At 63.3% G+C, this 20680-nt stretch carries 19 protein-coding genes, 2 tRNA genes and 1 pseudogene; 7 read left to right on the top strand and 15 right to left on the bottom strand.

What is annotated here, in order from left to right; translation table 11 throughout:
- Nucleotides 1-78: 78 nt before the first annotated feature.
- Both P0648_RS00110 and P0648_RS00105 read right to left on the bottom strand, forming a co-directional pair.
- Nucleotides 79-150 (bottom strand) — tRNA-Thr (locus P0648_RS00110).
- Between the two features lie 48 nt (nucleotides 151-198).
- Complete coding sequence (locus tag P0648_RS00105) at nucleotides 199-873, bottom strand: hypothetical protein (protein ID WP_277504777.1); 675 nt, start codon at nucleotides 871-873, stop codon at nucleotides 199-201.
- Nucleotides 874-933: 60 nt separating this feature from the next.
- Here P0648_RS00105 and P0648_RS00100 point away from each other — a divergent pair, with 60 nt between their 5' ends.
- Nucleotides 934-1632: an enoyl-CoA hydratase/isomerase family protein gene (locus P0648_RS00100; RefSeq protein WP_277504775.1), complete on the top strand. Its 699-nt coding sequence runs from the start codon at nucleotides 934-936 to the stop codon at nucleotides 1630-1632.
- Nucleotides 1633-1662: 30 nt separating this feature from the next.
- Nucleotides 1663-2244: a hypothetical protein gene (locus P0648_RS00095; protein WP_276246285.1), complete on the top strand. Its 582-nt coding sequence runs from the start codon at nucleotides 1663-1665 to the stop codon at nucleotides 2242-2244.
- Between the two features lie 18 nt (nucleotides 2245-2262).
- Here the strand turns inward: P0648_RS00095 and P0648_RS00090 are convergent, their stop codons facing one another.
- From P0648_RS00090 to P0648_RS00075, 4 genes are all read right to left on the bottom strand, one after another.
- Nucleotides 2263-3096: an NAD+ synthase gene (locus P0648_RS00090; protein ID WP_276246286.1), complete on the bottom strand. Its 834-nt coding sequence runs from the start codon at nucleotides 3094-3096 to the stop codon at nucleotides 2263-2265.
- Between the two features lie 108 nt (nucleotides 3097-3204).
- Nucleotides 3205-3275: transfer RNA gene (locus tag P0648_RS00085), tRNA-Gly, on the bottom strand.
- Nucleotides 3276-3387: 112 nt separating this feature from the next.
- Nucleotides 3388-4620 carry an MFS transporter gene (locus P0648_RS00080; protein WP_276246287.1) on the bottom strand — a complete coding sequence of 411 codons (1233 nt, stop codon included), beginning with the start codon at nucleotides 4618-4620 and terminating at the stop codon, nucleotides 3388-3390.
- Nucleotides 4621-4696: 76 nt separating this feature from the next.
- Nucleotides 4697-6511, bottom strand: coding sequence for a hypothetical protein (locus P0648_RS00075; protein WP_277504772.1), 1815 nt, complete (start codon nucleotides 6509-6511; stop codon nucleotides 4697-4699).
- 364 nt (nucleotides 6512-6875) lie between these two features.
- Here P0648_RS00075 and P0648_RS00070 point away from each other — a divergent pair, with 364 nt between their 5' ends.
- Nucleotides 6876-7499 carry a transcriptional regulator gene (locus P0648_RS00070; protein ID WP_277504771.1) on the top strand — a complete coding sequence of 208 codons (624 nt, stop codon included), beginning with the start codon at nucleotides 6876-6878 and terminating at the stop codon, nucleotides 7497-7499.
- Here the strand turns inward: P0648_RS00070 and P0648_RS00065 are convergent.
- The 5 genes and pseudogenes from P0648_RS00065 to P0648_RS00045 all read right to left on the bottom strand — a co-directional run bounded on the left by P0648_RS00065 (nucleotide 7496) and on the right by P0648_RS00045 (nucleotide 11147).
- Nucleotides 7496-8205, bottom strand: a pseudogene (locus P0648_RS00065) (hypothetical protein). The gene P0648_RS00070 and the pseudogene P0648_RS00065 overlap by 4 nt on opposite strands.
- 30 nt (nucleotides 8206-8235) lie before the next feature.
- Nucleotides 8236-8517 (bottom strand): hypothetical protein, encoded by a 282-nt coding sequence (locus P0648_RS00060; RefSeq protein WP_276246291.1) that lies wholly within the window; start codon nucleotides 8515-8517, stop codon nucleotides 8236-8238.
- 50 nt (nucleotides 8518-8567) lie between these two features.
- On the bottom strand, nucleotides 8568-9659 hold the full coding sequence (locus P0648_RS00055) for a sorbosone dehydrogenase family protein (RefSeq protein WP_277504767.1): 1092 nt from the start codon (nucleotides 9657-9659) through the stop codon (nucleotides 8568-8570).
- 8 nt (nucleotides 9660-9667) lie between these two features.
- Nucleotides 9668-10195 carry a gamma carbonic anhydrase family protein gene (locus P0648_RS00050; RefSeq protein WP_276246293.1) on the bottom strand — a complete coding sequence of 176 codons (528 nt, stop codon included), beginning with the start codon at nucleotides 10193-10195 and terminating at the stop codon, nucleotides 9668-9670.
- 49 nt (nucleotides 10196-10244) lie between these two features.
- Nucleotides 10245-11147 (bottom strand): acyltransferase, encoded by a 903-nt coding sequence (locus P0648_RS00045; protein ID WP_276246294.1) that lies wholly within the window; start codon nucleotides 11145-11147, stop codon nucleotides 10245-10247.
- A 133-nt stretch (nucleotides 11148-11280) separates the two neighbouring features.
- On the opposite strand from P0648_RS00045, the gene P0648_RS00040 reads away from it, so the two are divergent.
- Together P0648_RS00040 and P0648_RS00035 are read left to right on the top strand one after the other, a co-directional pair.
- The gene (locus P0648_RS00040) at nucleotides 11281-12339 is read left to right on the top strand and encodes an aldo/keto reductase (protein ID WP_276246295.1); all 1059 of its coding nucleotides are present in this window, start codon (nucleotides 11281-11283) and stop codon (nucleotides 12337-12339) included.
- Between the two features lie 234 nt (nucleotides 12340-12573).
- Nucleotides 12574-12954: a DUF6176 family protein gene (locus tag P0648_RS00035; protein ID WP_276246296.1), complete on the top strand. Its 381-nt coding sequence runs from the start codon at nucleotides 12574-12576 to the stop codon at nucleotides 12952-12954.
- A 4-nt stretch (nucleotides 12955-12958) separates the two neighbouring features.
- Here the strand turns inward: P0648_RS00035 and P0648_RS00030 are convergent, their stop codons facing one another.
- The 4 genes from P0648_RS00030 to pyrH are packed head-to-tail and all read right to left on the bottom strand — an operon-like array spanning nucleotide 12959 to nucleotide 18991.
- On the bottom strand, nucleotides 12959-14782 hold the full coding sequence (locus P0648_RS00030) for a heme-binding protein (RefSeq protein WP_277504763.1): 1824 nt from the start codon (nucleotides 14780-14782) through the stop codon (nucleotides 12959-12961).
- A gap of 40 nt (nucleotides 14783-14822) precedes the next feature.
- Nucleotides 14823-16592 (bottom strand): site-2 protease family protein, encoded by a 1770-nt coding sequence (locus P0648_RS00025; protein ID WP_276246298.1) that lies wholly within the window; start codon nucleotides 16590-16592, stop codon nucleotides 14823-14825.
- Nucleotides 16593-16647: 55 nt separating this feature from the next.
- Entirely contained in the window at nucleotides 16648-18273 is a 1626-nt protein-coding gene (gene lysS, locus P0648_RS00020) for a lysine--tRNA ligase (protein WP_276246299.1), read from the bottom strand.
- Between the two features lies 1 nt (nucleotide 18274).
- The gene (gene pyrH, locus P0648_RS00015; protein WP_276246300.1) at nucleotides 18275-18991 is read right to left on the bottom strand and encodes a UMP kinase; all 717 of its coding nucleotides are present in this window, start codon (nucleotides 18989-18991) and stop codon (nucleotides 18275-18277) included.
- Between the two features lie 87 nt (nucleotides 18992-19078).
- Between pyrH and P0648_RS00010 the strand changes: the two genes are divergently transcribed.
- The gene (locus tag P0648_RS00010; RefSeq protein ID WP_276246301.1) at nucleotides 19079-19867 is read left to right on the top strand and encodes a molybdopterin synthase; all 789 of its coding nucleotides are present in this window, start codon (nucleotides 19079-19081) and stop codon (nucleotides 19865-19867) included.
- A 280-nt stretch (nucleotides 19868-20147) separates the two neighbouring features.
- Nucleotides 20148-20399 (top strand): hypothetical protein, encoded by a 252-nt coding sequence (locus tag P0648_RS00005; RefSeq protein WP_276246302.1) that lies wholly within the window; start codon nucleotides 20148-20150, stop codon nucleotides 20397-20399.
- Nucleotides 20400-20680 lie beyond the last annotated feature (281 nt).

Raw genomic sequence — 20680 nt, 5'->3', positions numbered from 1 at the left:
CCTTGCTCAAATCCCGCTGACGGCTCACTACTCACTCGAAACGACTCGCTATCGCTCGTTGTGTGAGTTCGTAAGAAGAGCCTAGGCCGGGATTTGAACCCGGGCTCTCGTCCTTACCAAGGACGCGCTTTACCGCTAAGCTACCCAGGCAGGCATTACCCACTTACGGCGGTTTGTTGTTAGACGTTTCGATTCGCATCAGGGATCCGTCGCCGAGGTTCGGACCCCGTCGTCCAGTCCCTTGCCCGCGTCGTGGGCCGCGAGATGGCCTGCGAGCGACTCCGTGACGGCGTCCGTGTAGAGAATCGTCGCCGTGGGGAAGGCGATATCGTCGTAGGTCGTCGTCAGGTCGCGGACGAACGCCCGCAGGGCGGGTGAGATAGTCGCGCCGACGGCGGTAGTTCCCGCGACGAGCGCGAGGTCGAGGACATCGCGTTCTAAGTTGCGGTCTAAGTCGTCGGTGTCGGCGTCGGGTTCGCCTCGCAGCGTCTGGTCGCGGCCGAAGGCCTGGACCGTCGCGACGGCGTTGTCCGCGGCTTCGGTCCGGGCGAGAAGGTGAAATCCGCGGGAGACGAGCACGTCCGCGGCGAGTACGTCCAAATTCGCCTGTTCGACGTTGGTCTCCCACGAGGGGTTCTGTGTGAGGGTTCGCGTGAGGCGAAGGCCTTCGTAAATTAGCTGGACGCCCGCGGCCCGGGTTCGAATCGCGTGTGGTTCGGCACCGTCGATGGCCTGGGCACAAAGGAGCGTCAGGACCCCCGGGGCCATCGACCCTGTAGAGAGTATGGCCTCCAAGTCGCCACGGAGGCGCACTGGCTCGATTTCACGTATCGCGTCCAGCGCGGCGCGGCGGACCGCATCGGCTTCCTCCATTGCCCCAATTTAGCGGCGGGAAGGGCAAAGACCTTTGGAAACGGACGGTCACTTCCTGCCATGATTTCGACCACGGATACCGGGGCTTTGCGGGTGGTCACTCTGGACCGCCCCGCCCAGCGAAACGCCCTCACGGTCGACGGTCTCGAAGCCCTCTCCGAGGCCGTCACCGAGACGGACGCGACAGTCGTCTACATCCACGGCGCGGGCAGCGCCTTCTCCGCGGGGGCAGACCTCTCCGAAGTGCGGGACTTGGACGGCCAAGCAGCGAAGGAGTTCGCCGAACTCGGCCAGCGCGTCGCCGCGAACATCGAGAATGCGGAGGCCGTCACCGTCGCGGGTATCGACGGCGCGGCGCGCGGTGGCGGCGTCGAACTCGCGCTCGCCTGCGACGTTCGGGTGGCGACCCAGCGGGCGACGTTCGCGGAACCCGGCGTCGTGTTCGGCCTCTTCGGTGCGTGGGGCGGGACGGTTCGCCTGCCGAAAATCGTCGGCCAGGGCGAAGCACTCGACATCGGCCTCACCGGTCGCATTATCGACGCGGACGAGGCCCTTCGCGTGGGGCTCATCTCCCAGATCACCGAAAACCCGCAGGCGGTCGCAGAGCGCATCGCGTCGAACAACCCGGCTGCACTCCGAGTCGTGAAAGAACGCATCAGAGACGAGGCCACGACGGACGCTCAAGAGCGCGCCGAGGCCGAGGCGTTCGCCGACCTCGTCGAGACGGCGGTCGATTTTGACTCTCACCGAAAAGGTTGAGTCGCTTCCACGTGCAGGAGTTGCTAACCAATGCCCGAGTGTTCGTACTGTGATGCGTCGTTCGCAGACGAGGCGGCCTACCACCGTCACCTGCGCGACGAACACGCCGCAGAACTCGGGCCAATCGACCGCAGACGGGTGGGCGTAGACCGCGACCAGCCGACGGCCGTCGATGCCGCACCCTACGCGCTCGTGGTGGTCGTCGTCACCGTCGCGGCCATCATCGGCTACGTCACCTTCTTCGCGGGAAGCGACGAGATTCGCCCGACGAACTTCGGCGGCGCGCACTTCCACGGTCCAATCACAGTGACCATCGGCGGTGACCAGCTGGATTTCAGCCAGGACCGCTTCCAGCGTCAGGACGCCGCCTTCCACTTCGAGGGCGGTGACGGCACCACCTGGCACGGTCACGCGAATCAAATCACGCTCAAATACGCCATGGGGACACTCAACATCTCGGTGACGGAATCGACTGTCTCGTACGACGGCACGACCTACTCGGAAGCCGACGGCGACACGGTGCGCGTGCAGGTAAACGGCCGGTCTGTGACGCCGGGTGACTATCTGCTCGCTGAGGGTGACCGCATCGCCATCGTCGCGGAAAAAGGGTAGGTCCCGAAACGGAACGCCTCAGTGCCCCGAGAGCGGGTCGGGGCCCGGCGGGACGTGACGTTTGTGCTCGCTTTTCGTGTACAGTTCGTCTACCCGGTCGACGACGGACTCGTCTACGCCGAGGGTCGCCATCGTCTGTGCCTTCGTGAGCGGGCCGTCTACGTGCAGGGCGAGCACCTGGTCTAAGGTGTCGTAGGAGACGCCCATCTCTTCTTCGTCGGTCTGGCCGACCCACATCTCCGCGGTAGCGGTCTTCGCCGCGAGGTCTTCGGAGACGCCGACGTGGCGGGCCAGTTGCCGTACCTGCCCCTTATAGAGGTTCGCGATTGGGTGGCAATCGACCGCGCCGTCGCCGTACTTCGTGAAGTAGCCGACGAGCGCCTCAGACCGGTTGCCCGTCCCGAGGACGAGTCGGCTGTCGTGATTCGCGACGAGGTAGTTGAGCACGGCTCGCGTGCGGACGCGGACGTTCCCGGCGGCGAGCTGGTCGTCTGCGGCCTCCGGCACGGCGGCGAGGAACTCTTCGACGATGGGGTTGATTTCGATGACGTCGTACTCGATTTCGAGCAGCTGGGCGACGCGCTCTGCGTCGCTCATGTTGTCCGCCGCGTTGACCTCACTCGGGAGGACGAGGCCTCGGACGTGTTTCTTCCCGAGTGCTTCGACCGCGAGAAACGCTGTGAGCGTCGAGTCGATACCGCCCGAGAGACCGAGGACGGCCCCATCGACGCCCGCGGCGCGAACCTGGTCGCGGATGAACTGAGTGATGTGTTCGCGGTGGGCGTCGAGTTCGGCCTCTGTAAACGAGAGGTCGATTCGAGTTGCGACGTCGGCGGACTGAGTATCGGTCATTGGCGAAAGTAGGGGCGGGAGCGTCAAATAGCCTTGTTACCACGGCGAATTTGTGGACGTTCGTAGCGCGAACGGGGCCGTGGCTCGTCGATTCGAGGGTCTGAGAAGTGCGCCCGCCGGGAATTGAACCCGGATTGTAGCCTTGGGAAGGCTAAGTCATGCCATTAGACCACGGACGCGCTGTCTGCGTCTTTCCATTCTTCGGCGTCACACTTGAACGTAGCGCTTCTCTCGGGTCGTGACTGCGCGGCTGTACAGCGATTCGGTTCCGCAGCGGATGTACGTTCGCCCTCACGTCCCGTAGGTTCCGGGTACGGGCAACAGCGCGTAGACGATGGCCGAGACGACAGTCACGCCGCCGAGGACGAGGAACGTCGTCTCGAACCCGGAGAAATCGCTGAGGAGGCCGACGAGGGCCGGACCCGCCGCGCCGACGAGGAAGAACACGGTTCGGACGAGTCCCCACGATGCGCCCTGCACCTCGTCCGGGAGCAACCGGATGATGTAGGCGTTCGTGACCGGATAGGTCCCGAGTCGCACCCCGACTACGGCCGAGAGAATGGCGAACGGGACGACCCCGGAGACGAACGGGACGACGAACAGCGGGAGTGCGCCGATGGCCGCCGCGACGGCGAGGACGGCCCGGTCGCTGTACGTGTCGGCGAGGCCGCCCGCGAGCGGTTGGGCCACCGCTCCGGCGAGGAAAATGAGCCCATAGAGTCCCGCCGCTGTCCCCTGATTGAGTCCCTTCACTTCGGTCAGGTAGGTCGGAAAGAACGCGGCGAAGCCCTGAAAACTCGAGAGCAGGAGCGTAATCGCGACGACGGCGATGAGTACCGGACGCTTGAGCACACCCTCGACGATGCCGTCCATATCCTTGGCGACACTGCGCCCATCGTTGCCGACTGCTGCAGACCGGGCACGAGGGACGACGCGCCAGACGAACAGGGCGATGAGCGCGAACAGGGGGACGAGCAGGCCGAGGGTGGTGCGCCAGCCGATGCTGACCACCAGCACCCCGGCCAGAAAGGGGATCAGCGCCCCGCCGATGCTCCCCGCGGCGAACGTCACGCCGATTGCGGTTCCATCGCTTTTGTCGTACACTGCAGAGAGTATCGTCCCGCGTGCCGGGCCGTAGAGTCCCATCCCCAGGCCGAGCAACAGGCTACCGAGGACGAACGCGGCGAACAGCGGCGAGAGTGCGAGTCCGGCGACGGCAAGCGCGGTGAGGCCGAGACTCGCCACGAGGAGCGTCCGCTCGCCGAAGCGGTCGACGAGCAGCCCCGCCGGAAACTGCATGATGGCGTAGCCACTCCACAGCGCGGAGTAGGCGAGGCCGGCGGCGGCGTTGTCGAGGACGAACGCCGTCTTGATTTGCGGTAGAATCGCGGGCACCGCGGCTCTGAGTCCGTAGACGAGAAACCAGCCGAGCGCAATCGAAACGAGAATCGGGCCGCGGCCATCGCTCCAGAGTCCCCGAACGTTCGCTGCGAGTGAGGTTCGTTCGGGGGACTCTGTGGCCATGCACCGGGCGTTTCGGGCGAGCCCTCAAAACGGTATGTGAGCCGTCAGGGTCTGCCGGATTCTCAGGTTGCCTCGGTTAGAGGCCGCCCTGATTGACGCTGGTCGTCCAGCCTGTTCGTTCGCCCGACATGCTCGTTCCGCTTCTGAAGCGATTGCCCGTCACGATCCCGTTCTTGAGCGAGGCGCGACTGTACTGGTACAGCTTTCCGGCTTTGAAGTCGTTGTTCTGAAGCCGGATGTAGTCGGCACCGTCGTCGAGCAGCAGCGAGAGGCCGTCGTCTCCCTTCCCGTGATAGAACGTACAGCCACTGATGTCCACCCACGGCGCGTCGATGACGAGGCCGTGGCGCTTGCCGTCGGACGGCGGGTTCAACCGGACTTCCCAGTCCTTAATCTTCACGTTCGCGCGGCTGATGCGCCCGAGTTGCGCCCGGGTGCCGCTCCCGCCAGTGTCGTTGATGGTCCAGTTCGAACAGACGATCATCCCTTCGTCGTCGCCGCTGCCCCTGAACTCACAAATGTACTGGGAGTCGTCGGAGTTGACGTGAATGTTCGTCAGTTGGCAGTGTTTCGTGTCCTCGTTTACGCGGATGAGTTCGGAGGGCGTCCCCTGAACCGCATCGATGTAGATGCTGTTCGCGACGGCGTGGCGGGCTTTCGCGACCCAGAGGGCGGCATAGGAGTAGTCGCGGTCCTCCGCGTCGTCGTTTATCAGGTGGCACTTGTACGCGAAGTCCCCGTCACCGAGGCGGAGCATCCCGGCACCACAGTTTTTGATCTGGGTGTTTCGGACGCTCACCTGGCCGTTGTGACCGGCGCTGTAGATTCCGTTGTTGATGAACCCCTCGATGAACGAGTTCTCGATGACGATGTGACCGAGGTGGTCACGTTCGAGCGAGATGCCCATCGGGTGTTCTTGCTCTCTCTGGTCCGGGTTGTAGTACCCACCGTCCGGCATGGTGACGCTCACGTAGCCGCGACCGGTGTTCTTGAGCAGGGTCGGGTGGATGGAGTAGACCTGACCGTAGTCGCGGTCCATCTCGCCGATGATTTTGATGTTGTTGATGTAGAGGTACTCGTCTACAGCCGCCTGGATGGAGGAAGCCGCACACTGCGGCATGGTGATGTCGAACGTGATGTTCTCTGAGAGGAACATGTCTGCGTTGTCCTTCGCCCCGCTGCCCAACTTCAGGAAGTGGGTCATCTGCGGATCTCTGCATTTCACCCTCGCCTGTGGCTTCCCGATGATACCGAAGGCGTCGAACTTCTCGACGGTGACTGCGGTGTTCCAGGTGTACTCGCCCTCTGGGAGAACGTAGATGGTCGTGCTGTTGACGCCACCGTCGAAGTCGTCCTTGATGAACTTCCCGAGGTCGTCGTCCGTTCCCGGCTGGATGCCGCGCTCGGTGACGTCCACGACGTTCCAGCTCTTGACGGACATCGAATCGAGGATTGCGCCCTTGGTGATTTCCAGGCTTCCTGGATTTACGGCACCGGCATCATCCTCGTCTGCGCCCGAAATCGGCGACTGGAATTTGACCGGGCCGGGGGCGTCGCCGTCGCCCTCGTAGGCCCGCATCGACCACGTCTGGGCGGTCGAGTCACGGAGTTGGATGGTCCCGTTTCCGGAGCCGGAGGTGCTCCAGGACGAGAAATCATCCGACGTCGTGATGTCGTTCAGATTGAGGATGTTGTTCCCCTCCATGTTGAGGTTGCCGTCGATGGAGAGAGCGTCGTTCTCCGGGGTCAGATTTCGGAACGATGCGTTGGGGGATGGTCGGCCGTTGCCAACCACGCTCAGCCCTGTGAGCCCCGCCAGCGCGAGTAACCCCCGTCGAGTCGTATCGAACGTCTCGTCGTTGTCGTCCGGTTCGTCAGTATTTTCTTTCATGGTATAAATTGCCCCTCTGCAAGACAGTAACGAACTAACGACTGTTATTATAGAGTGACTAAACTATGACGAAACGAAAGGATGATGCTGCGTTAACAACTCGTTATCCAGCATAATTACGGGTTATTCCGGGTTTTACGGGCTCGTATTCCGGATGAAACGACATTTTCGAGATTGACATCTACAGTGGCTCACATTTTCGGCATCCGGCGGGTGTTTTTCCCGACAACCGTTATCGGAGCGGCCTTTCGACGTAGCAACCCCGTTATCAGGTAGGTAACAATACCCATGGCTCACTCATCACATACTGGGGGAAACGCGTGTACGGACAATCGGACAATTCGGCAACCGTGGGGGGTCGCCGATGAAAACAGTCTCAACAGGTATCGAAATTTTAGATCGCAAACTCGGTGGTGGCATTCCGGCCGGCAGTATCGTCGCGCTCGTGGCGAAGCCTGCGAGCCAGGCAGAACTGGTGCTCTTGGAATTGACTGCCGAGCACGAAACGCTGTATCTCACCACCCAGCGATCCGCACAGGCGGTCCGCGACGCGATAGACCGAACGTCTACGCGAGTGGGTGAACCGGTCGTCCAGGAAGTCGAAGCTGAAGCGCCAATCGACCACGCGCTGGCACTGATTCGACAGCTGCCAGAGGGGGTCAACCTCATCGTAGACTCCGTCGACGTGCTCGAAGCAGATGGGGGCGTTCGGTATCGCAACTTCCTGAACGACCTCCAGACTCACATGGTGAACATCGGCGGCGTTGCCTACCTGCACTGCCTCGACGGGCGGGCCGTTTCGCCGATGCGAGATACCACCGAGTACATGGCGGACCTCGTCTTCACGCTCTCGACGGACGTGAAGGGCGAAACCATCGAGAATCGCCTGACGATTCCAAAGTATCGCGGCGGGGCCGCGATTCGAGACGCCATCAAGCTCCAGTTGGCAGACCGAGTCGCCATCGACACCAGCCGCGACATCGCCTAGTCCTGCGTTTTCTCCCCGAGTTCTGCCCGAAGTTTTTCAGTTGCAGATTCATCGAACCGCAGCGGTCGTCGCCACCACGGTCCCTTTCCAGAATCGCTGGACCACTCGGTGACGGCGTGATTCGCCGTCGCTCCGCCTCCGGCGTGCTGAGCGGGAACGCCCGGTCGAACAGGCGCGACTCATTGGGGTCGCCGCGAAGCAACACTCGGGCGTCGAAGGGATCGCGTTTGAGGTGGGCGTTCGAGGCGAATGCCGCTTTCTCAGTCGCCGAAAGCTCGTCGAAATCGTCGCCCGAAACCGGGTCGCGGGCGAGTTCGAACTGCCCGATGATGTAACAGCCCCAGCGCGGGGCAATCCAGGGCGCGGGGTCGTCGCCCGCTGTCGAAAGGGTGGCGTAAAAGTACACGAAATCACCCGCTTCGAGCGATTGCAGCGGTCGGGCTTTGACGCCGAACGGGTCGCCGTAGGTGTAGTTTTCACACGGACCATAGTCGGCGAACTCCGGGTCCAAGTGGACCGGTGTCTCGCGGATTTCTGCTGGTATCTCCATCGAGAGACCGAGGTCTGCGTAGGTCGGGACCGGGTCGGTCGTGGGCGCTTCTTCCGGTATCGGGACGTACTCGAAACTGCCGTCGTCGTAAATCGGGCCGCGAAAGCCGGGCGCGTTGGTGTTCGCGCCGATGTTGATGGCGACGCTTCGTGGCATAGTGGTCACTCGGGGCACGACGCTAAAACGTTAAACGGAGAGTGGCTGGATACACTCTTTGCAAAAGACGAACACCGGGTCTGCCTCGTTCTGGGTGCCACAGTGTGGACACTGGCGGAACTCGCCCGGGACGTGCCCGCTCTGGGTTCCGTAGTCCGCAGTCGCGCTCGACCCCTCGTACCCGGAGGCGTCGCTCGGCGAGAATTGTTCGAATCGAGACTCATCGCTCGTGCGGAGGTATTGGTAGACCAACAGGTGGATGACGGTGAACCCGATGATGTAGGCGACAACCCACCCCCACGCGTCGAGCATACTTTGAGATACGGTGTCAAGGTACTTTGTCTCTTCGGCGTTACAGGCCCTTAGGCTGGTCTAAGCCGGATGACGCGATCGTCACCGTCCTTGGCAAGTCCGCGCCCGTCTCGATTGCTCGTCGTGACGTAGAGGTGGCCGCCCGGTCCCGAAAATGCCGTCCTGAGTCGGCCGAATTCATCGACTAACAACTGTTCTTGTTCGGTTACAGTCCGGTTATCGAACCGAATTCGCCGCAGATACGACCCTTTCAGCATCGGCACGAAGAGGTCACCCTGCCACTGGCTGATGGGGCCGTCGTAAAACGCCGCGCTCCCCGGGGCAATCGTGGGCGTGTAGGAGACGAGCGGGTCGGTGTACTCGCCACCGGAATCGCCCATCACGTCGGGCCAACCGTAGTTGTTCCCGGCTTCGAGGACGTTGATTTCGTCCGCGCGGTCCGGGCCGTGTTCACTCGAAAAGAGCACGCCGTCATCACGGAAGGCGAGGCCCTGTGGATTCCGGTGGCCGTAGGTGAACACCGCGTTGTCGAAGTGATTGTCCGGGTGTGGTTCCCCGTCGAGGGTCAGGCGTAGCACCTTCCCGTTTAACGTCTCTGTGTCCTGTGCGCCGTCGCGTTCGCGGGCGTCGCCCGCCGTCGCGTACAGTGCGCCCTCGGGACCGACCGCGAGGCGGCCGCCGTCGTGGGTGGTCGCGCCGGGGATGCCCGAAACGATTTCTTCGAATGCCCAGTCGTTCCCGACGTCGTGGCGGAGGATACGATTCAGCATTCGCGTGTTCGGGGTGTGCGTCTGGTAGGTATAGGCCACGTCGGGGTCGTCGGGGTGGAATACGAGGCCGAGCAAGCCAGCCTCGCCGCTCGCGGCGGTCGAATCGGTCATGTCGCGGACCACCTCGCGCTCGCCGTCGCGAACGCGGACGATGCGGCCCGGGCGCTCGGTGAGATACAGGTCGCCATCGCGAAACGCTGCCCCCCACGGGACCTCGAGGCCGGTGGCGAAGGTTTCGACCACGACCTCCTGGTCACCGACCGTGGTCGTCGAATCGTCGGGGGCGGACCCGCCGAGGCCGGGGAGGGTACAGCCGGCGAGTCCGGCCGTGGCAGTGGCTGCGACGCCTGCGAGGTAGGCGCGTCGATTCATGCTCGCAGTTAGGGCTCACGGGCGGAAAAGCCCTCGTCTGCGAGCAATTCCGACGTTTCCGCGTGGCGCTTTGAAAGGGCGACGTACCGGTCGCCGGCGGCGAACCAGCCCGAGTCCTCCAGTTCGAACTTCACTTCGGCGGGCGACCCGGCCACGAGCACGCCGCCGGGGATTTCGGTGTCCTCGGTGACGACGCTGCCGGCCGCGACGATGGACTTCTCGCCAATTACCGCCCGGTCGAGGACGACGGCGTTCATGCCGACGAGACTTCGCTCGCGTACCGTCGCGTCGTGGACGATCGCGCCGTGGCCGACGGTGGCGTAGGGTTCGAGGACGGCGTCCTCGTGGAGCGTCGCGTTGTCCTGGACGTTCGCCCCTTCGCCGATTTCGATGGTTCCGACGTCCCCTCGGAGGACGGCGTTCGGCCAGACGCTGGCGTCGGGACCGATTCGCACGTCGCCGATGACCACGGCTGCGGGGTCGACGTAGGCACTGTCTGCGATTTGGGGTTCCTTCCCGTCGAACGAGCGGAGCATAGCCTCGCTTGGTGGGTCTGGGCCAAAAGTCCTCGTCTGGGTGGGAAAATCAGTTCGGCGGCTGTCGCGTGCGCCCGAATTCGTCGAACTCGTCTAACTCCTCGGGGAGTTCGTACGGAATCTTGCGCTCGTCGCGGTGGCTCTCGTAGCGTTCGTCGACCGGGTGGGCGACTGACTCCCAGCCGGGTTTGACGCGGACGCTCTTTGCGGGCTGGCCGACGACGACGTGGTGGGGTGGCACGTCGTGCTGGACGACCGACCGGGCACCGGCGACCGAGTTTTCGCCGACTTTGACCCCGGCGCGAACCATCACGTCGAACGTCAGGCGTGCGTCGTCTTCGACGATGGTGTGGAAGTTTTCGACGGCGGTCTGGTCGTTGATGTCGTGGTCGTGGCTGTAGATGTGGACGCCGTCGGAAATCGAACAGCGACGCCCGATGGTGAGCTTGCCGCGGTCGTCAAGGTGGACGTCGTCGTGGATGACGGTGTTGTCGCCGATGGAAATGTTGTGCCCGTAGGTCATCGTGACGCCCTTGAAGATGCGGAGGTTGTCGCCTGCATCCTCGAAGAGGTGGTTCGCGAGCATTTGCCGGAAGCGCAGGGCGAACTCGATGTTGTCCGCCATCGGCGTCGCGTCGAACTGCCGCCAGAGCCACTGGAGGTGTTTCGAGCGCTTGAACTTCTCCTCGTCTTTCTCCGCGTAGTACTCGCTTTCGAGGGTGGAGTTACACGGGTCGTAGCCCTGCAGGCGAACGCGCTCTGCGGTAGAGACCGACTCGCCGTTCTGCCAGCGTTCGTATGCGTCTCGGTCGCCGTAGAGGTCTACGAGAACGTCCTCTACGACCTCGCAGGTACTTTCTTCGTCACCCGAGAGTCGCTCATCGACCTCGTCGATGAACGCCCTGACGCCTGCCTCTGCGGCGTCAGGCAGGTGGACGTGTCGCTTCGTCATGGCAACTCGTTCACGCTGGTGACTGATAGGGGTTTCCGTTACGGCACTTCCGGAACCGCACTCCACAATAACTGTAACGGCCGGTCGGGGCAGAATGCACACGGATAAGTGCGTCTCGTCCCTACCCCCGCCCATGCACTACCGAACACTCGGCGACTCGGGCGTCGAGGTCAGCGAAGTCGGCTTCGGTGCGTGGGTCGTCGGCACCGACTGGTGGGGCGACAAATCGGAAGCCGAATCCATCGAGATGGTCCAGCACGCCCTCTCCGAGGGAATCACCTTCTTCGACACCGGTGACGTGTACGGCCACGGCCGCAGCGAGGAACTCATCGGCCAGGCACTCGCAGAACACCGCGACGAAGTCACCATCGGCACGAAAATCGGCTACGACTTCTACAACCACGCGCAGGCCGGCCACGGCGAGATTCCGAAGAACCTCGACCCCGACTGGATGCGCCAGTGCGTCGAAAAGAGCATCGACCGCCTCGGCGTCGAGCACATCGACTTCCTGCAACTGCACAACGCGAACGTAGACGAGGTCACGCCCGAGGTCATGGACGTGCTCTACGAACTGCGCGACGAGGGCCGCGTGGATGCCCTCGGCTGGGCGCTCGGCCCCTCGATTGGGTGGCTCGCAGAAGGCGACCGCGCCGTCGAACTCGACTTCGACGCCATCCAGACGGTGTACAACATGTTCGAGCAGGTGCCCGGCCAGCACTTCCTCGACACCATCCGTCGTGAGAACGCGGACACCTCCATCATCGCCCGCGTGCCCCACTCCTCGGGCCTCCTGAACGAGCAGGTCCGTCCGGAGACGGAACTCGAATCCGGTGACCACCGTGGGTTCCGCCCCGACGCCTGGTACGAAACCGGCTGGGAGAAACTCGAAACCGTGCGCTTCCTCGAACGGGATGGCCAGCGCTCCATGGCCCAGGCCGCAATCCAGTGGCTCCTCAGCCACGACGAAGTCGCCTCCGTCACGCCGACGTTCCACTCCACCGACGACATCACCGAGTGGGCCGCTGCCTCCGAGACGCCGCCGCTCTCGCCGGAAGAACAGGAGCGCGTCGCCGCGCTCTACGAGACCAACTTCGAAATCGACCGCAACGACGGCATGGACAGCCTTCGCTCCTCTGTCGATGGCGAAGACATCGAAGCCGCCGGCCTGAAACTTAAGAACGCTGGCGCGTAATCGCAACCCCTCGGTTGCAACTCGAAAACCGAATGCAGGCTGGCGTCTGACGCTGATTTTCGTTCACTTTCACCACGGTTTACCTGTCAGCGACAGCGCGTAACTGAACTGCAAAGTCGAACCCCTTCGTTGCGAGTCGAGACCCGCTTACGGAACCTGTCTGACGGTCGAAGTGAAGTGGGCGAACCTGTTGACGGGCCAAGACTTACGCACCGACGGTGCGGAGGTCTTCACATGGTAGACGTGCTCCTCGTGAACCAGCGCATCGCGGACGGAAACGTAGACCGCGCGAAGGCTCTCCTGTCGCAGCTGGACGACCCAGAAACGCTGGACGCCGCACTCGCTATCCTCGACGCGGAGGGCGTCCACACTGAATCGGCGTTCCTTCGGCACGACGACGAAGGCCCGTTCGTCACCTACTACATCGAAGCCGAAGACGGCGCGACGGTGTACGACGTGTTCAAACACGTCACCGAAAATCCCGAGGCGCAACCCGACGAGATGGCGGCCTTCATCGAAGAATTTAACGCCGTGATGGACGGCGACCCGTATCTCGTCGAATCAGAGGTGCTGTACCATCTGGTGAATCCCGAGCGGCCAGAAAAGGTGAACTGAACTTCTACGCCAAGAAGACGTGCCGCGGCCGGTCTGCAAGGATGTCGCGGCCCCACTGCACGGTGTCGCGGAAAGCTTCACTGCGGAAGAACGCCATCGCGTCCTCCTTGTCGCGCCACTGGCTGGCGATGAACATGTCGTTCTCGTCGTCCAGATTGGCGAGCAGCGCGGTCTCTAAGTGGCCGTCCATGTCGTCGAGCAGGCCGCCGACGACCTCGAACTTCTCGACGAAGTCCTCGCGGTGCTCCGGTTTCACGGTGTAGAACATTCCCATTGTCCCGAAGCCGGATTCTTCGCCGGCGCGGGCGACGATGCCGGGCAGGTCTGCGAGGAACCCGCCTGCGGTGTTGGCCGCGCTCTGGGTCTTCCAGATGCTGACGATGGCCGTCTTGTCGGCCATCTCGGCGTCGTAGACGGCCGTCTTGACGTGGGTGTCGTAGTGGTCGAACCGTTCGCGCATGCCGTCGACTTCGTCGTAGACTTCCTGCGGGTCGGCCTCCGAGTAGAGCACCATCGCGTAGACATCTTCGCCGTGTGGCTGGCCGGAGTAGATGTTCAGGTCCTCCAGTTCGGCGCGGAGGTCTGCGTCTTCGTCAGTGCCGTGTGAGGCGGTCTCGTCTGCTTCGTCGTCGCTCTCGGTGCCCCCTTCTTCGCCAATCTGTGCGCCCATCCCCGACTGGACGCCTTCTAAGTCGGAGAGGAAGCCGGATGCGGTGTCGGCGGCGCGCTTGTTCTTCCAGAGGCTGATGACGCCCGCGTGGCCGGCGTCGGCCCGCACCGCGGTCATGACGTGGGTGTCGTAGTGGTCGAAGTTTGTGCGCAGGCCGCTGACTTCGGCGGCGAGGTCCTCTGCGTCGGCGGTGGACTCGAAGATGAGGCCGTAGCCCGTTTCTGGATACTCGTCGAGTCGGACGCCGTACTTGCGCAGTTCCTGTTCGAACTGGTCGCGGTCGACTTCCTCGTGGGTGTCCTCTTCTGGAACCGGTGGCTTGCCGCCTGAACTGGCGCTGTCTGCGGATTTCTGCTCAACTGCGGGGGCCGTTCCGGTCGGGACGTGTTCGCCCGCGAGGTAGGCTTCCAGGTCAGCGGGCGGGAATCGGCGCCCGACGTAGAACTGGCCGAACTCCGCGAAGCGGGAGGTAGAGGGGTCGAAGCGCATCTCGTTGAGCAGTTGTTTTACGTCGGTCAGGTCGTCGGCGAACAGGGTGACGCCCCACTCCCAGTCGTCCATGCCGATGGAGCCGGTGATGACCTGTTTTACCTTCCCGGCGTACTGCTTGCCGATTTCGCCGTGGGCCGAGAGGTGGTCCGCCCGCTCGTCGAACGGCAGGTCGTACCAGTTGTCCTCGGGGCCGCGGCGCTTGCTCATCGGGTAGAAGGAGACGAACTCGGCGTCCGGGATGTCCGGCTTGATGCGCGACTGGATGTACCGGGCGATGCTGGTGTCCACGTCGCCGTCCTCCTCGAAGTACTCCTGGGACATGTACCCCGAAACCTCCGTCACGGAGACGTACGAGGAGGTCTGCTCTGTGAACTGGGCGAAGGCGGTCTGTTCGAACTGGCGCTCTGCGACGTCAAGGTGGGCCATCGTCGGGCGCAGGTGCAAGATGAGCAGGTCGGCCTTGTGCCCGAGAATCGAGAAGACGGCCGACGCACCCTCCTCCGCATCGGCGAGTGCCTCGTGGTCGGTGAGGAACTCGACGCCCTCTGCTGTGGCTCGCTCTCGGATGCGGGCGGGGGCCTCGCGCCAGGCGTCCCAGTCCACCGTCCGAAAGTCGTGCAGTGCGTACCAGCCCTCGTCGGTCTGTGGCGGTTCGCGTCGCTCCATGGATGGACGTTAGCGGGCAAAGATAAGGGCGTTTTGAGTTTCAGGCGAGCAGTTGCGGCCCGAAGATCATCACCACGAGGCCCGCGAGCATCGTGAGGCTAATCGAGGTCGTAATCGCTCTGGACAACTCACGGCCGTCCTGCACGGGAAGTCGCGAGACGATGGCTTCCGTGCTCGTCCGGAGAATGTGCCCGCCGTCGAGCGGGAACGCCGGAATGCAGTTGAAGAAGCCGAGCTGGAGGTTCACCCAGCCGCTCCAGAACAGGACGTTGGCGAGGGTGAACACGCCACCGCCGAGGAACGCGAGCGGGCCGCGAATCTCGTAGAAGTTCGTCACCATGTCCACGAACCCGGCGAAGTTGTAGCTGAGTCCGGGCGAGAGGACGCTCGCGAACGGCAGGAACAGGATGACGCCGATGCGCTGGATGAACGACACTGCGCCGAACCCGCCCTCGCCGTCGCCGCCGAGTGCCGCGAGGTACTCGTCTGCGGGGTACGGGTCCACGCCGAAGTCGTCAACCGTCACACCGGAGATGCCGGGCTGGGTGAACACGCCGAGCAGACCGCCACCCGTCCGTGGGTTCTCGTCGAGTTCCACGTCGTAGCTGACCTGTTCACCGTCGAGGACGCCTTCGATGGTCACCGTCTGGCCGGCCTGCGTGTTCGCGAGTGCTCGCTGGAGTGCCTGCTGGTCCACCGTCCGCGTGCCGTTTACGGACGTGATGACCATCGTCTCCTCTTCGGGTGCGCCAGCGTCGGTGAGCGGGCCGTCGGGGCTCACCTGTACGAGTGCCCCGGCGGCGAACGTCGCGCTCCCTTTGTCCGTCTGGATGGTCGAGACGGTGCGGTTCTGGAGGGCGTCACGGAGTTCTGCCTCCGTGCCGACTTGCGTACCGTTCACCGACTGAATCGTCGGCGGGTCGCCAGAGAGGTCGATGCCCTCGACTACGCGGGGGACGGCCCCGGTAATGATGAGCGACCGCTCTACGGTGCGTTGTTCGCCGCTTTTGAGCGACACGTCCACGGTTCGGCTCTCGTTCGCGAGGACGGCGTCGAGTTCGCTCGCGCTCGTCACGTCCTGGCCGTTTATCTGCGTGATGACGTCACCGGGTTGGAGGCCGGCAGCAGCGGCCGCAGAGCCGTCTGCGACGTTTCCGACCGGTGCGCCGGGCACGACGGCGATAGAGCCGACGACGGGACCGAACAGCAGCGCGAACGCCACGAGCGAGATGGCGAAGTTGTTGGTCACGCCGGCGGCGAACATCCGCGTCTGTCCGCCGCGGTCGGCCTTCTGTCTGCTCTCCTCGTCGGGTTCGACGAACGCGCCGACGGGAATCAGCGTGAGCAGGGCGAGGCCCATCGACTCGATTTTTATGTCTTCGACCCGGCAGAGCAGGCCGTGGCCGCCCTCGTGGACGACGAGGCCGATGAGGAGGCCGAGGACGATTTCGGGGGCCGCAGAGAGCGGGAGGAAGTCGTTGACCCCCGGAATCACGAGGACGTTTCGCGGTTCGGTGATGGCACTCGCCGTTGGCTGGGTGAGCGTGCTGTACGCAGAGAAGAGCACGGCGAGGAACGACCCGACCATGATAACGAGCGCGATGCCGATGCCGAGATTGCCCCACGCCCGCCAGAACCGACGGGGGCCCGCCAACCAGTCGAGAAATGCCTTGCCGCGTTGTGTATGAATCGTCGTGATGGGGCCCTGAATCCGCACGGACGGCGGGAGCAGGCCCCGTGCTCGCAGGCCCATTGCGACGACCGTATAGAAGGCCAGGCCAGCGAGTACCCACACGAGGGTGTCTACCATTACCCCAAATCAGGTGCCTAACCGCAAAGAGGGTTTTGGGGTACGACGAGGTGGGTCAGCCCTGTCGGCGCAGGCGGGTCACGACGAACTCCCGGTCGAGTTCGCCGAGGAAGGTGCCGAGTCGCGGCCCCTGTTCGGCGTCGAAAAATAACCGGTAGCCAGCGGTGAAGAAGTCGCCGACGCCGACGTCGTGGCGCTTTGCCGTCTCGTAGATTTCGCCCTGAATCGCCTCGCCGTCGTGGCCCGCTTCGACGAACTCAGCGAGGTCTTCGAGGGCGGCCTGTGTCGCCTCGTCGAAGTCCGTCTCCGGCAACTCAACTTGCAGGCGGTAGTTGTACTCGTTGTCCATGCGCTCGGCCCAGTTGCGCGCCTTCTCGACGCGCTTCAGGGCGTCTTCGACCGCCCACGCGGGCGTGTCGTCGGTGAAGTGCTCCTCGTTGCGCGCCATCTCTTCGCGCAGGTCCACGTCGTCGGTCATCCCGAGGACGGCCGCGAAGGTGTAGGGTAGGCGCACGCGGTCTTCGTTCACTTCGTCTACGAGGAACGGATAGACGCGGTCTGCGAGCGGTTTCAGGTCCTCGTCGTCGGTGCGGTCGAAGTAGATGGCCTCGAAGCGGTCGAAGTCGTCGACGAGCTGGTTCAGCCGCGAGACGTCGAAGTCGCGGGCCTTCTTCGGCGAGAGCGAGAAGAAGTACTTGAACACTTCCGGTTCGAGGAGTTCGAGCACTTCGTGGGCGGTCACGACGTTCCCGGCGGAGGAGGAGAGTGCCTCTCCATTGTAGGTGAACCACTCGTATACCATCGGGACGGGGGCCTCGTTACCGAGGACGTTTTCTGCGATGTCCTTGCCGGAGGGCCACGACCCGGCGGCGTGGTCCTTGCCGAACGGTTCGTGGTCGACCTTGAGGACCTGCCACTGGGCGGGCCACTCGAAGCGCCACGGCAACTTGCCGTCGCGGAAGGTGGCCGTGCCTTTGTGCCCACAGCCCTCGATGACGTTGCCGCCGGCTTTCAGGTCGGTACACTCGTACTCGACGGTGCCCGCCTCGATGTCGTAGGAAAGCACCGTCTCGGTGAGTTTGCCGCAGTTCTCACAGATGGGATTGAACGGAATGTAGTCGGCATCGACCTTGTCCTGATACTTCGAGAGCACATCTGCGGCCTTCTCCTGATTTTCGAGCAGGTAGGCGACCACGTCGTCGAACTTGCCTTCGGCGTACAGTTCTGTGTTCGAGATAACCTCGATTGGGATGCCGAACGCTTCCGCATTCTTCGCGAGCAGTTTCGTCTGGTGTGCGCCAAAGGAGTCACAGCACCCGAACGGATCGGGCACCGAGGTCAGTGGCTTGCCGAGGTTGCGCCCGAGTGCGCCCGGATTCTCGAGTTCGCCGAGTTCCTTGATGTTGAAGTCCAGGTCGGCGAGTTTACGCGGAATCTTGCGCAGCGGGTCCTTGTCGTCGGAGGTGAACACCTGTCGGACCTCGTGGCCGCGCTCGCGGAGGACTTCGGCGACGAAGTAGCCGCGAATAATCTCGTTCAGGTGGCCGATGTGGGGGATGCCGGAGGGCGAGACGCCGCCCTTGATGATGATGGGGTCTTCGGGGTCGCGCGCTTCTATCTCGTCTGCCACCTCGTCCGCCCAGAAGACGCGGTGTTCGGGAGCGGCTGCTGTGTCGCTCATCTTACGGAACCCAGAACGTCGGTTCGTTGCCCACGCCCTCGGGGACGATGTCCGTACCCTCGTGTTCGCCGGTGCGGACGGCCTTCCCGATGCGCTCGGGGTCGGTGCCGTCTAAGACGATGGCGCGCATCGAGGAGCGCTCGATGAGTTTCGCAGCGAGCAGGTCGACCGGGGCACTCGACCCCGCGCTCATCTCGATGTTGGCGATGACGTCTACGAGTTCGCTCGCGGTCATCTCCTCGAAGCGCGTGGCGTCAGCTTCTGTGCGTGGGTCAGCCGAGTAGACACCGTCCACGCTCGTCGCGTAGACGAGCAAGTCGGCGTTCACGTACTCCGCGAGTGCGGCGCTTACGGCGTCGGTCGTCTGGCCGGGGGTGACGCCACCCATCACGGCGATGTCGCCGCGACGGAGGGCTTCGCCCGCTTCCTCGTAGGTGAGGGCGGGTTTCGGCGCGGCGCGCTCGCCGAGGGCGGTGAGCAGGAGGCGCGCGTTGAGCCGCGTCACGTCGATGCCCAGCTGGTCGAGCTGGATTTCGTTCGCGCCGTGGGCGCGGGCGGCCTTGATGTACTGGCGGGCGACGCCGCCCCCACCGACGACGATGCCGAGGTTGATTCCCTCTCCTGCGAGCGATTCGACGACGGCGGCGTGCTCTTCGACTCGCTCTGACCCAAGCGACGGTGCGAGCACGCTCCCACCGATAGAAACGACGACCTTCATGTCTGTTCGTGGTAGCCCAGAGTTCGCCTTAAGAGTTGCCAACTTGGCGGCGAAGCGTACAAGCGAGTCGCGCCCGTTTCGGCGGATATGCAGGTCTTCTCAGTTTGTGGCGACGGGGCCGACGCGCTGGCGGCACGACTCGCCGCGCGACTCGATTCGAACGGGCGGGTAGCGACGATTTCTCGGGTGGACGTCACACCCGAGGACCCGCGTCCAGCGGGCGTTTCGACAGCCTACACGCTCACTGACGCCGGCTGGTCGGGCGCGGGCGACGGGTCGCTTTCGGCCCTCATCGACCGCGTCGCGCCGGACCACGCCTACGCCATCGTCACGGGCGAGCCAGGTGCGCGACTGCCCCACGTCGTCTGTGGCGACGTCGAACACGCGGGCGAGACGCTCTACCGGGTCGAGGACGCTGAATCGGCAGCCGTTCCCGCAATCGTCGAAGCCGTAGCGGACCTCGAACCGTACGAGACGCTCGAATCGCTCGTCGCACAGGTCAAGGCTTCAGAACGGGCAGAACTGTCGGGCGCGATCGCCACGTTCACGGGTCGCGTGCGTGCGAAGGAGTCTACTAACGATGCGCCGACGGAGTACCTCCAGTTCGAGAAGTACGAGGGCATCGCAGAGGAGCGCATGGACACTATCTCGCGGGAACTCGAAGAACGCGACGGCGTCCTCGACGTGGTGATGCACCACCGGACGGGCGTCATCGAGTACGGCGAGGACATCGTCTTCGTGGTCGTGCTCGCCGCCCACCGTGGTGAGGCCTTCCAGACGGTCGAAGACGGCATCAATCGCCTCAAAGAAGAAGTTCCGCTGTTTAAAAAGGAAGTGACAGTTGACGAGGAGTTCTGGGTCCACGAACGCCAGTAGTCTGCGCGCCACTGAGCGCGCGCAATCCGAGGCAAACTGTGCTTGCGGAACAATTTGCCGCATTTGTGGACTCGAGACGCTCGAATTTCCCTCGAATATCGTGACTTACCAACTCTTGATTTTACGCCGTTAGCTCGGGCTTTAAAATGTTAAACGCCCGCAAAACACGTCGTAAAAGATTGTCTGACGGACGCTTCAGCGGTAAAACGACCCAAATCAATCCTAAGGTTCTGGCCCTTATATGCTCCCGAAGTTTGAATGAGCAGTCGAGGTGTTAGAGATGAGCGCTACAACGCAGCAGCCCTCCACTGTCAGCAAAGAAGATCGGCTCAAGAACTACCTGAAGCAACGCGCAATGGAGAAGGGTGAATTCTTCTTCAAAGGCAAGTTCATCGCCGACGACGTCGGTCTCTCCCCAAAGGAGATCGGCGGGCTGATGGTCAAGCTCAAGGAGTCAGCTACTGACATTACCATCGAAAAGTGGTCGTACACGAGCGCCACCACCTGGCGCGTTCAGCAGGCCACGGTCTAAGCGCCAAACTGCACCTACAGCGAAACCAGTCACCGCGTGCCACCACACGCACTGACATCCCAACAGACGGTCACCGCGTGCCACATTGGTGACCAACCAATCTGCGTGCCACCACACGCACACCACACCGTTCCACTTCTCGTCCCGTGATTCCCGTCACGGGATTTATCAACGCTCCACCCGTAGCGAGAGCCAATGGACCCCCCCGGTCCACCGGAAGACGGCCCACCGGTGGATGCATTTTCGACCGCGTTTCACGTCTACGAGACTCGGACTGACGG

This window comes from Haladaptatus sp. DYSN1, from assembly GCF_029489995.1.
Classification (GTDB): domain Archaea; phylum Halobacteriota; class Halobacteria; order Halobacteriales; family Halococcaceae; genus QDMS2.
Note: the sequence above shows the minus strand (reverse complement) of the source record. Positions and strands in the feature narration are given on the sequence as shown.

Coding starts and splice junctions, on each gene's coding strand:
- P0648_RS00105 (WP_277504777.1), bottom strand. CDS start 873: ATGGAGGAAGCCGATGCGGTCCGCCGCGCCGCGCTGGACGCGATACGT.
- P0648_RS00100 (WP_277504775.1), top strand. CDS start 934: ATGATTTCGACCACGGATACCGGGGCTTTGCGGGTGGTCACTCTGGAC.
- P0648_RS00095 (WP_276246285.1), top strand. CDS start 1,663: ATGCCCGAGTGTTCGTACTGTGATGCGTCGTTCGCAGACGAGGCGGCC.
- P0648_RS00090 (WP_276246286.1), bottom strand. CDS start 3,096: ATGACCGATACTCAGTCCGCCGACGTCGCAACTCGAATCGACCTCTCG.
- P0648_RS00080 (WP_276246287.1), bottom strand. CDS start 4,620: ATGGCCACAGAGTCCCCCGAACGAACCTCACTCGCAGCGAACGTTCGG.
- P0648_RS00075 (WP_277504772.1), bottom strand. CDS start 6,511: ATGAAAGAAAATACTGACGAACCGGACGACAACGACGAGACGTTCGAT.
- P0648_RS00070 (WP_277504771.1), top strand. CDS start 6,876: ATGAAAACAGTCTCAACAGGTATCGAAATTTTAGATCGCAAACTCGGT.
- P0648_RS00060 (WP_276246291.1), bottom strand. CDS start 8,517: ATGCTCGACGCGTGGGGGTGGGTTGTCGCCTACATCATCGGGTTCACC.
- P0648_RS00055 (WP_277504767.1), bottom strand. CDS start 9,659: ATGAATCGACGCGCCTACCTCGCAGGCGTCGCAGCCACTGCCACGGCC.
- P0648_RS00050 (WP_276246293.1), bottom strand. CDS start 10,195: ATGCTCCGCTCGTTCGACGGGAAGGAACCCCAAATCGCAGACAGTGCC.
- P0648_RS00045 (WP_276246294.1), bottom strand. CDS start 11,147: ATGACGAAGCGACACGTCCACCTGCCTGACGCCGCAGAGGCAGGCGTC.
- P0648_RS00040 (WP_276246295.1), top strand. CDS start 11,281: ATGCACTACCGAACACTCGGCGACTCGGGCGTCGAGGTCAGCGAAGTC.
- P0648_RS00035 (WP_276246296.1), top strand. CDS start 12,574: ATGGTAGACGTGCTCCTCGTGAACCAGCGCATCGCGGACGGAAACGTA.
- P0648_RS00030 (WP_277504763.1), bottom strand. CDS start 14,782: ATGGAGCGACGCGAACCGCCACAGACCGACGAGGGCTGGTACGCACTG.
- P0648_RS00025 (WP_276246298.1), bottom strand. CDS start 16,592: ATGGTAGACACCCTCGTGTGGGTACTCGCTGGCCTGGCCTTCTATACG.
- lysS (WP_276246299.1), bottom strand. CDS start 18,273: ATGAGCGACACAGCAGCCGCTCCCGAACACCGCGTCTTCTGGGCGGAC.
- pyrH (WP_276246300.1), bottom strand. CDS start 18,991: ATGAAGGTCGTCGTTTCTATCGGTGGGAGCGTGCTCGCACCGTCGCTT.
- P0648_RS00010 (WP_276246301.1), top strand. CDS start 19,079: ATGCAGGTCTTCTCAGTTTGTGGCGACGGGGCCGACGCGCTGGCGGCA.
- P0648_RS00005 (WP_276246302.1), top strand. CDS start 20,148: ATGAGCGCTACAACGCAGCAGCCCTCCACTGTCAGCAAAGAAGATCGG.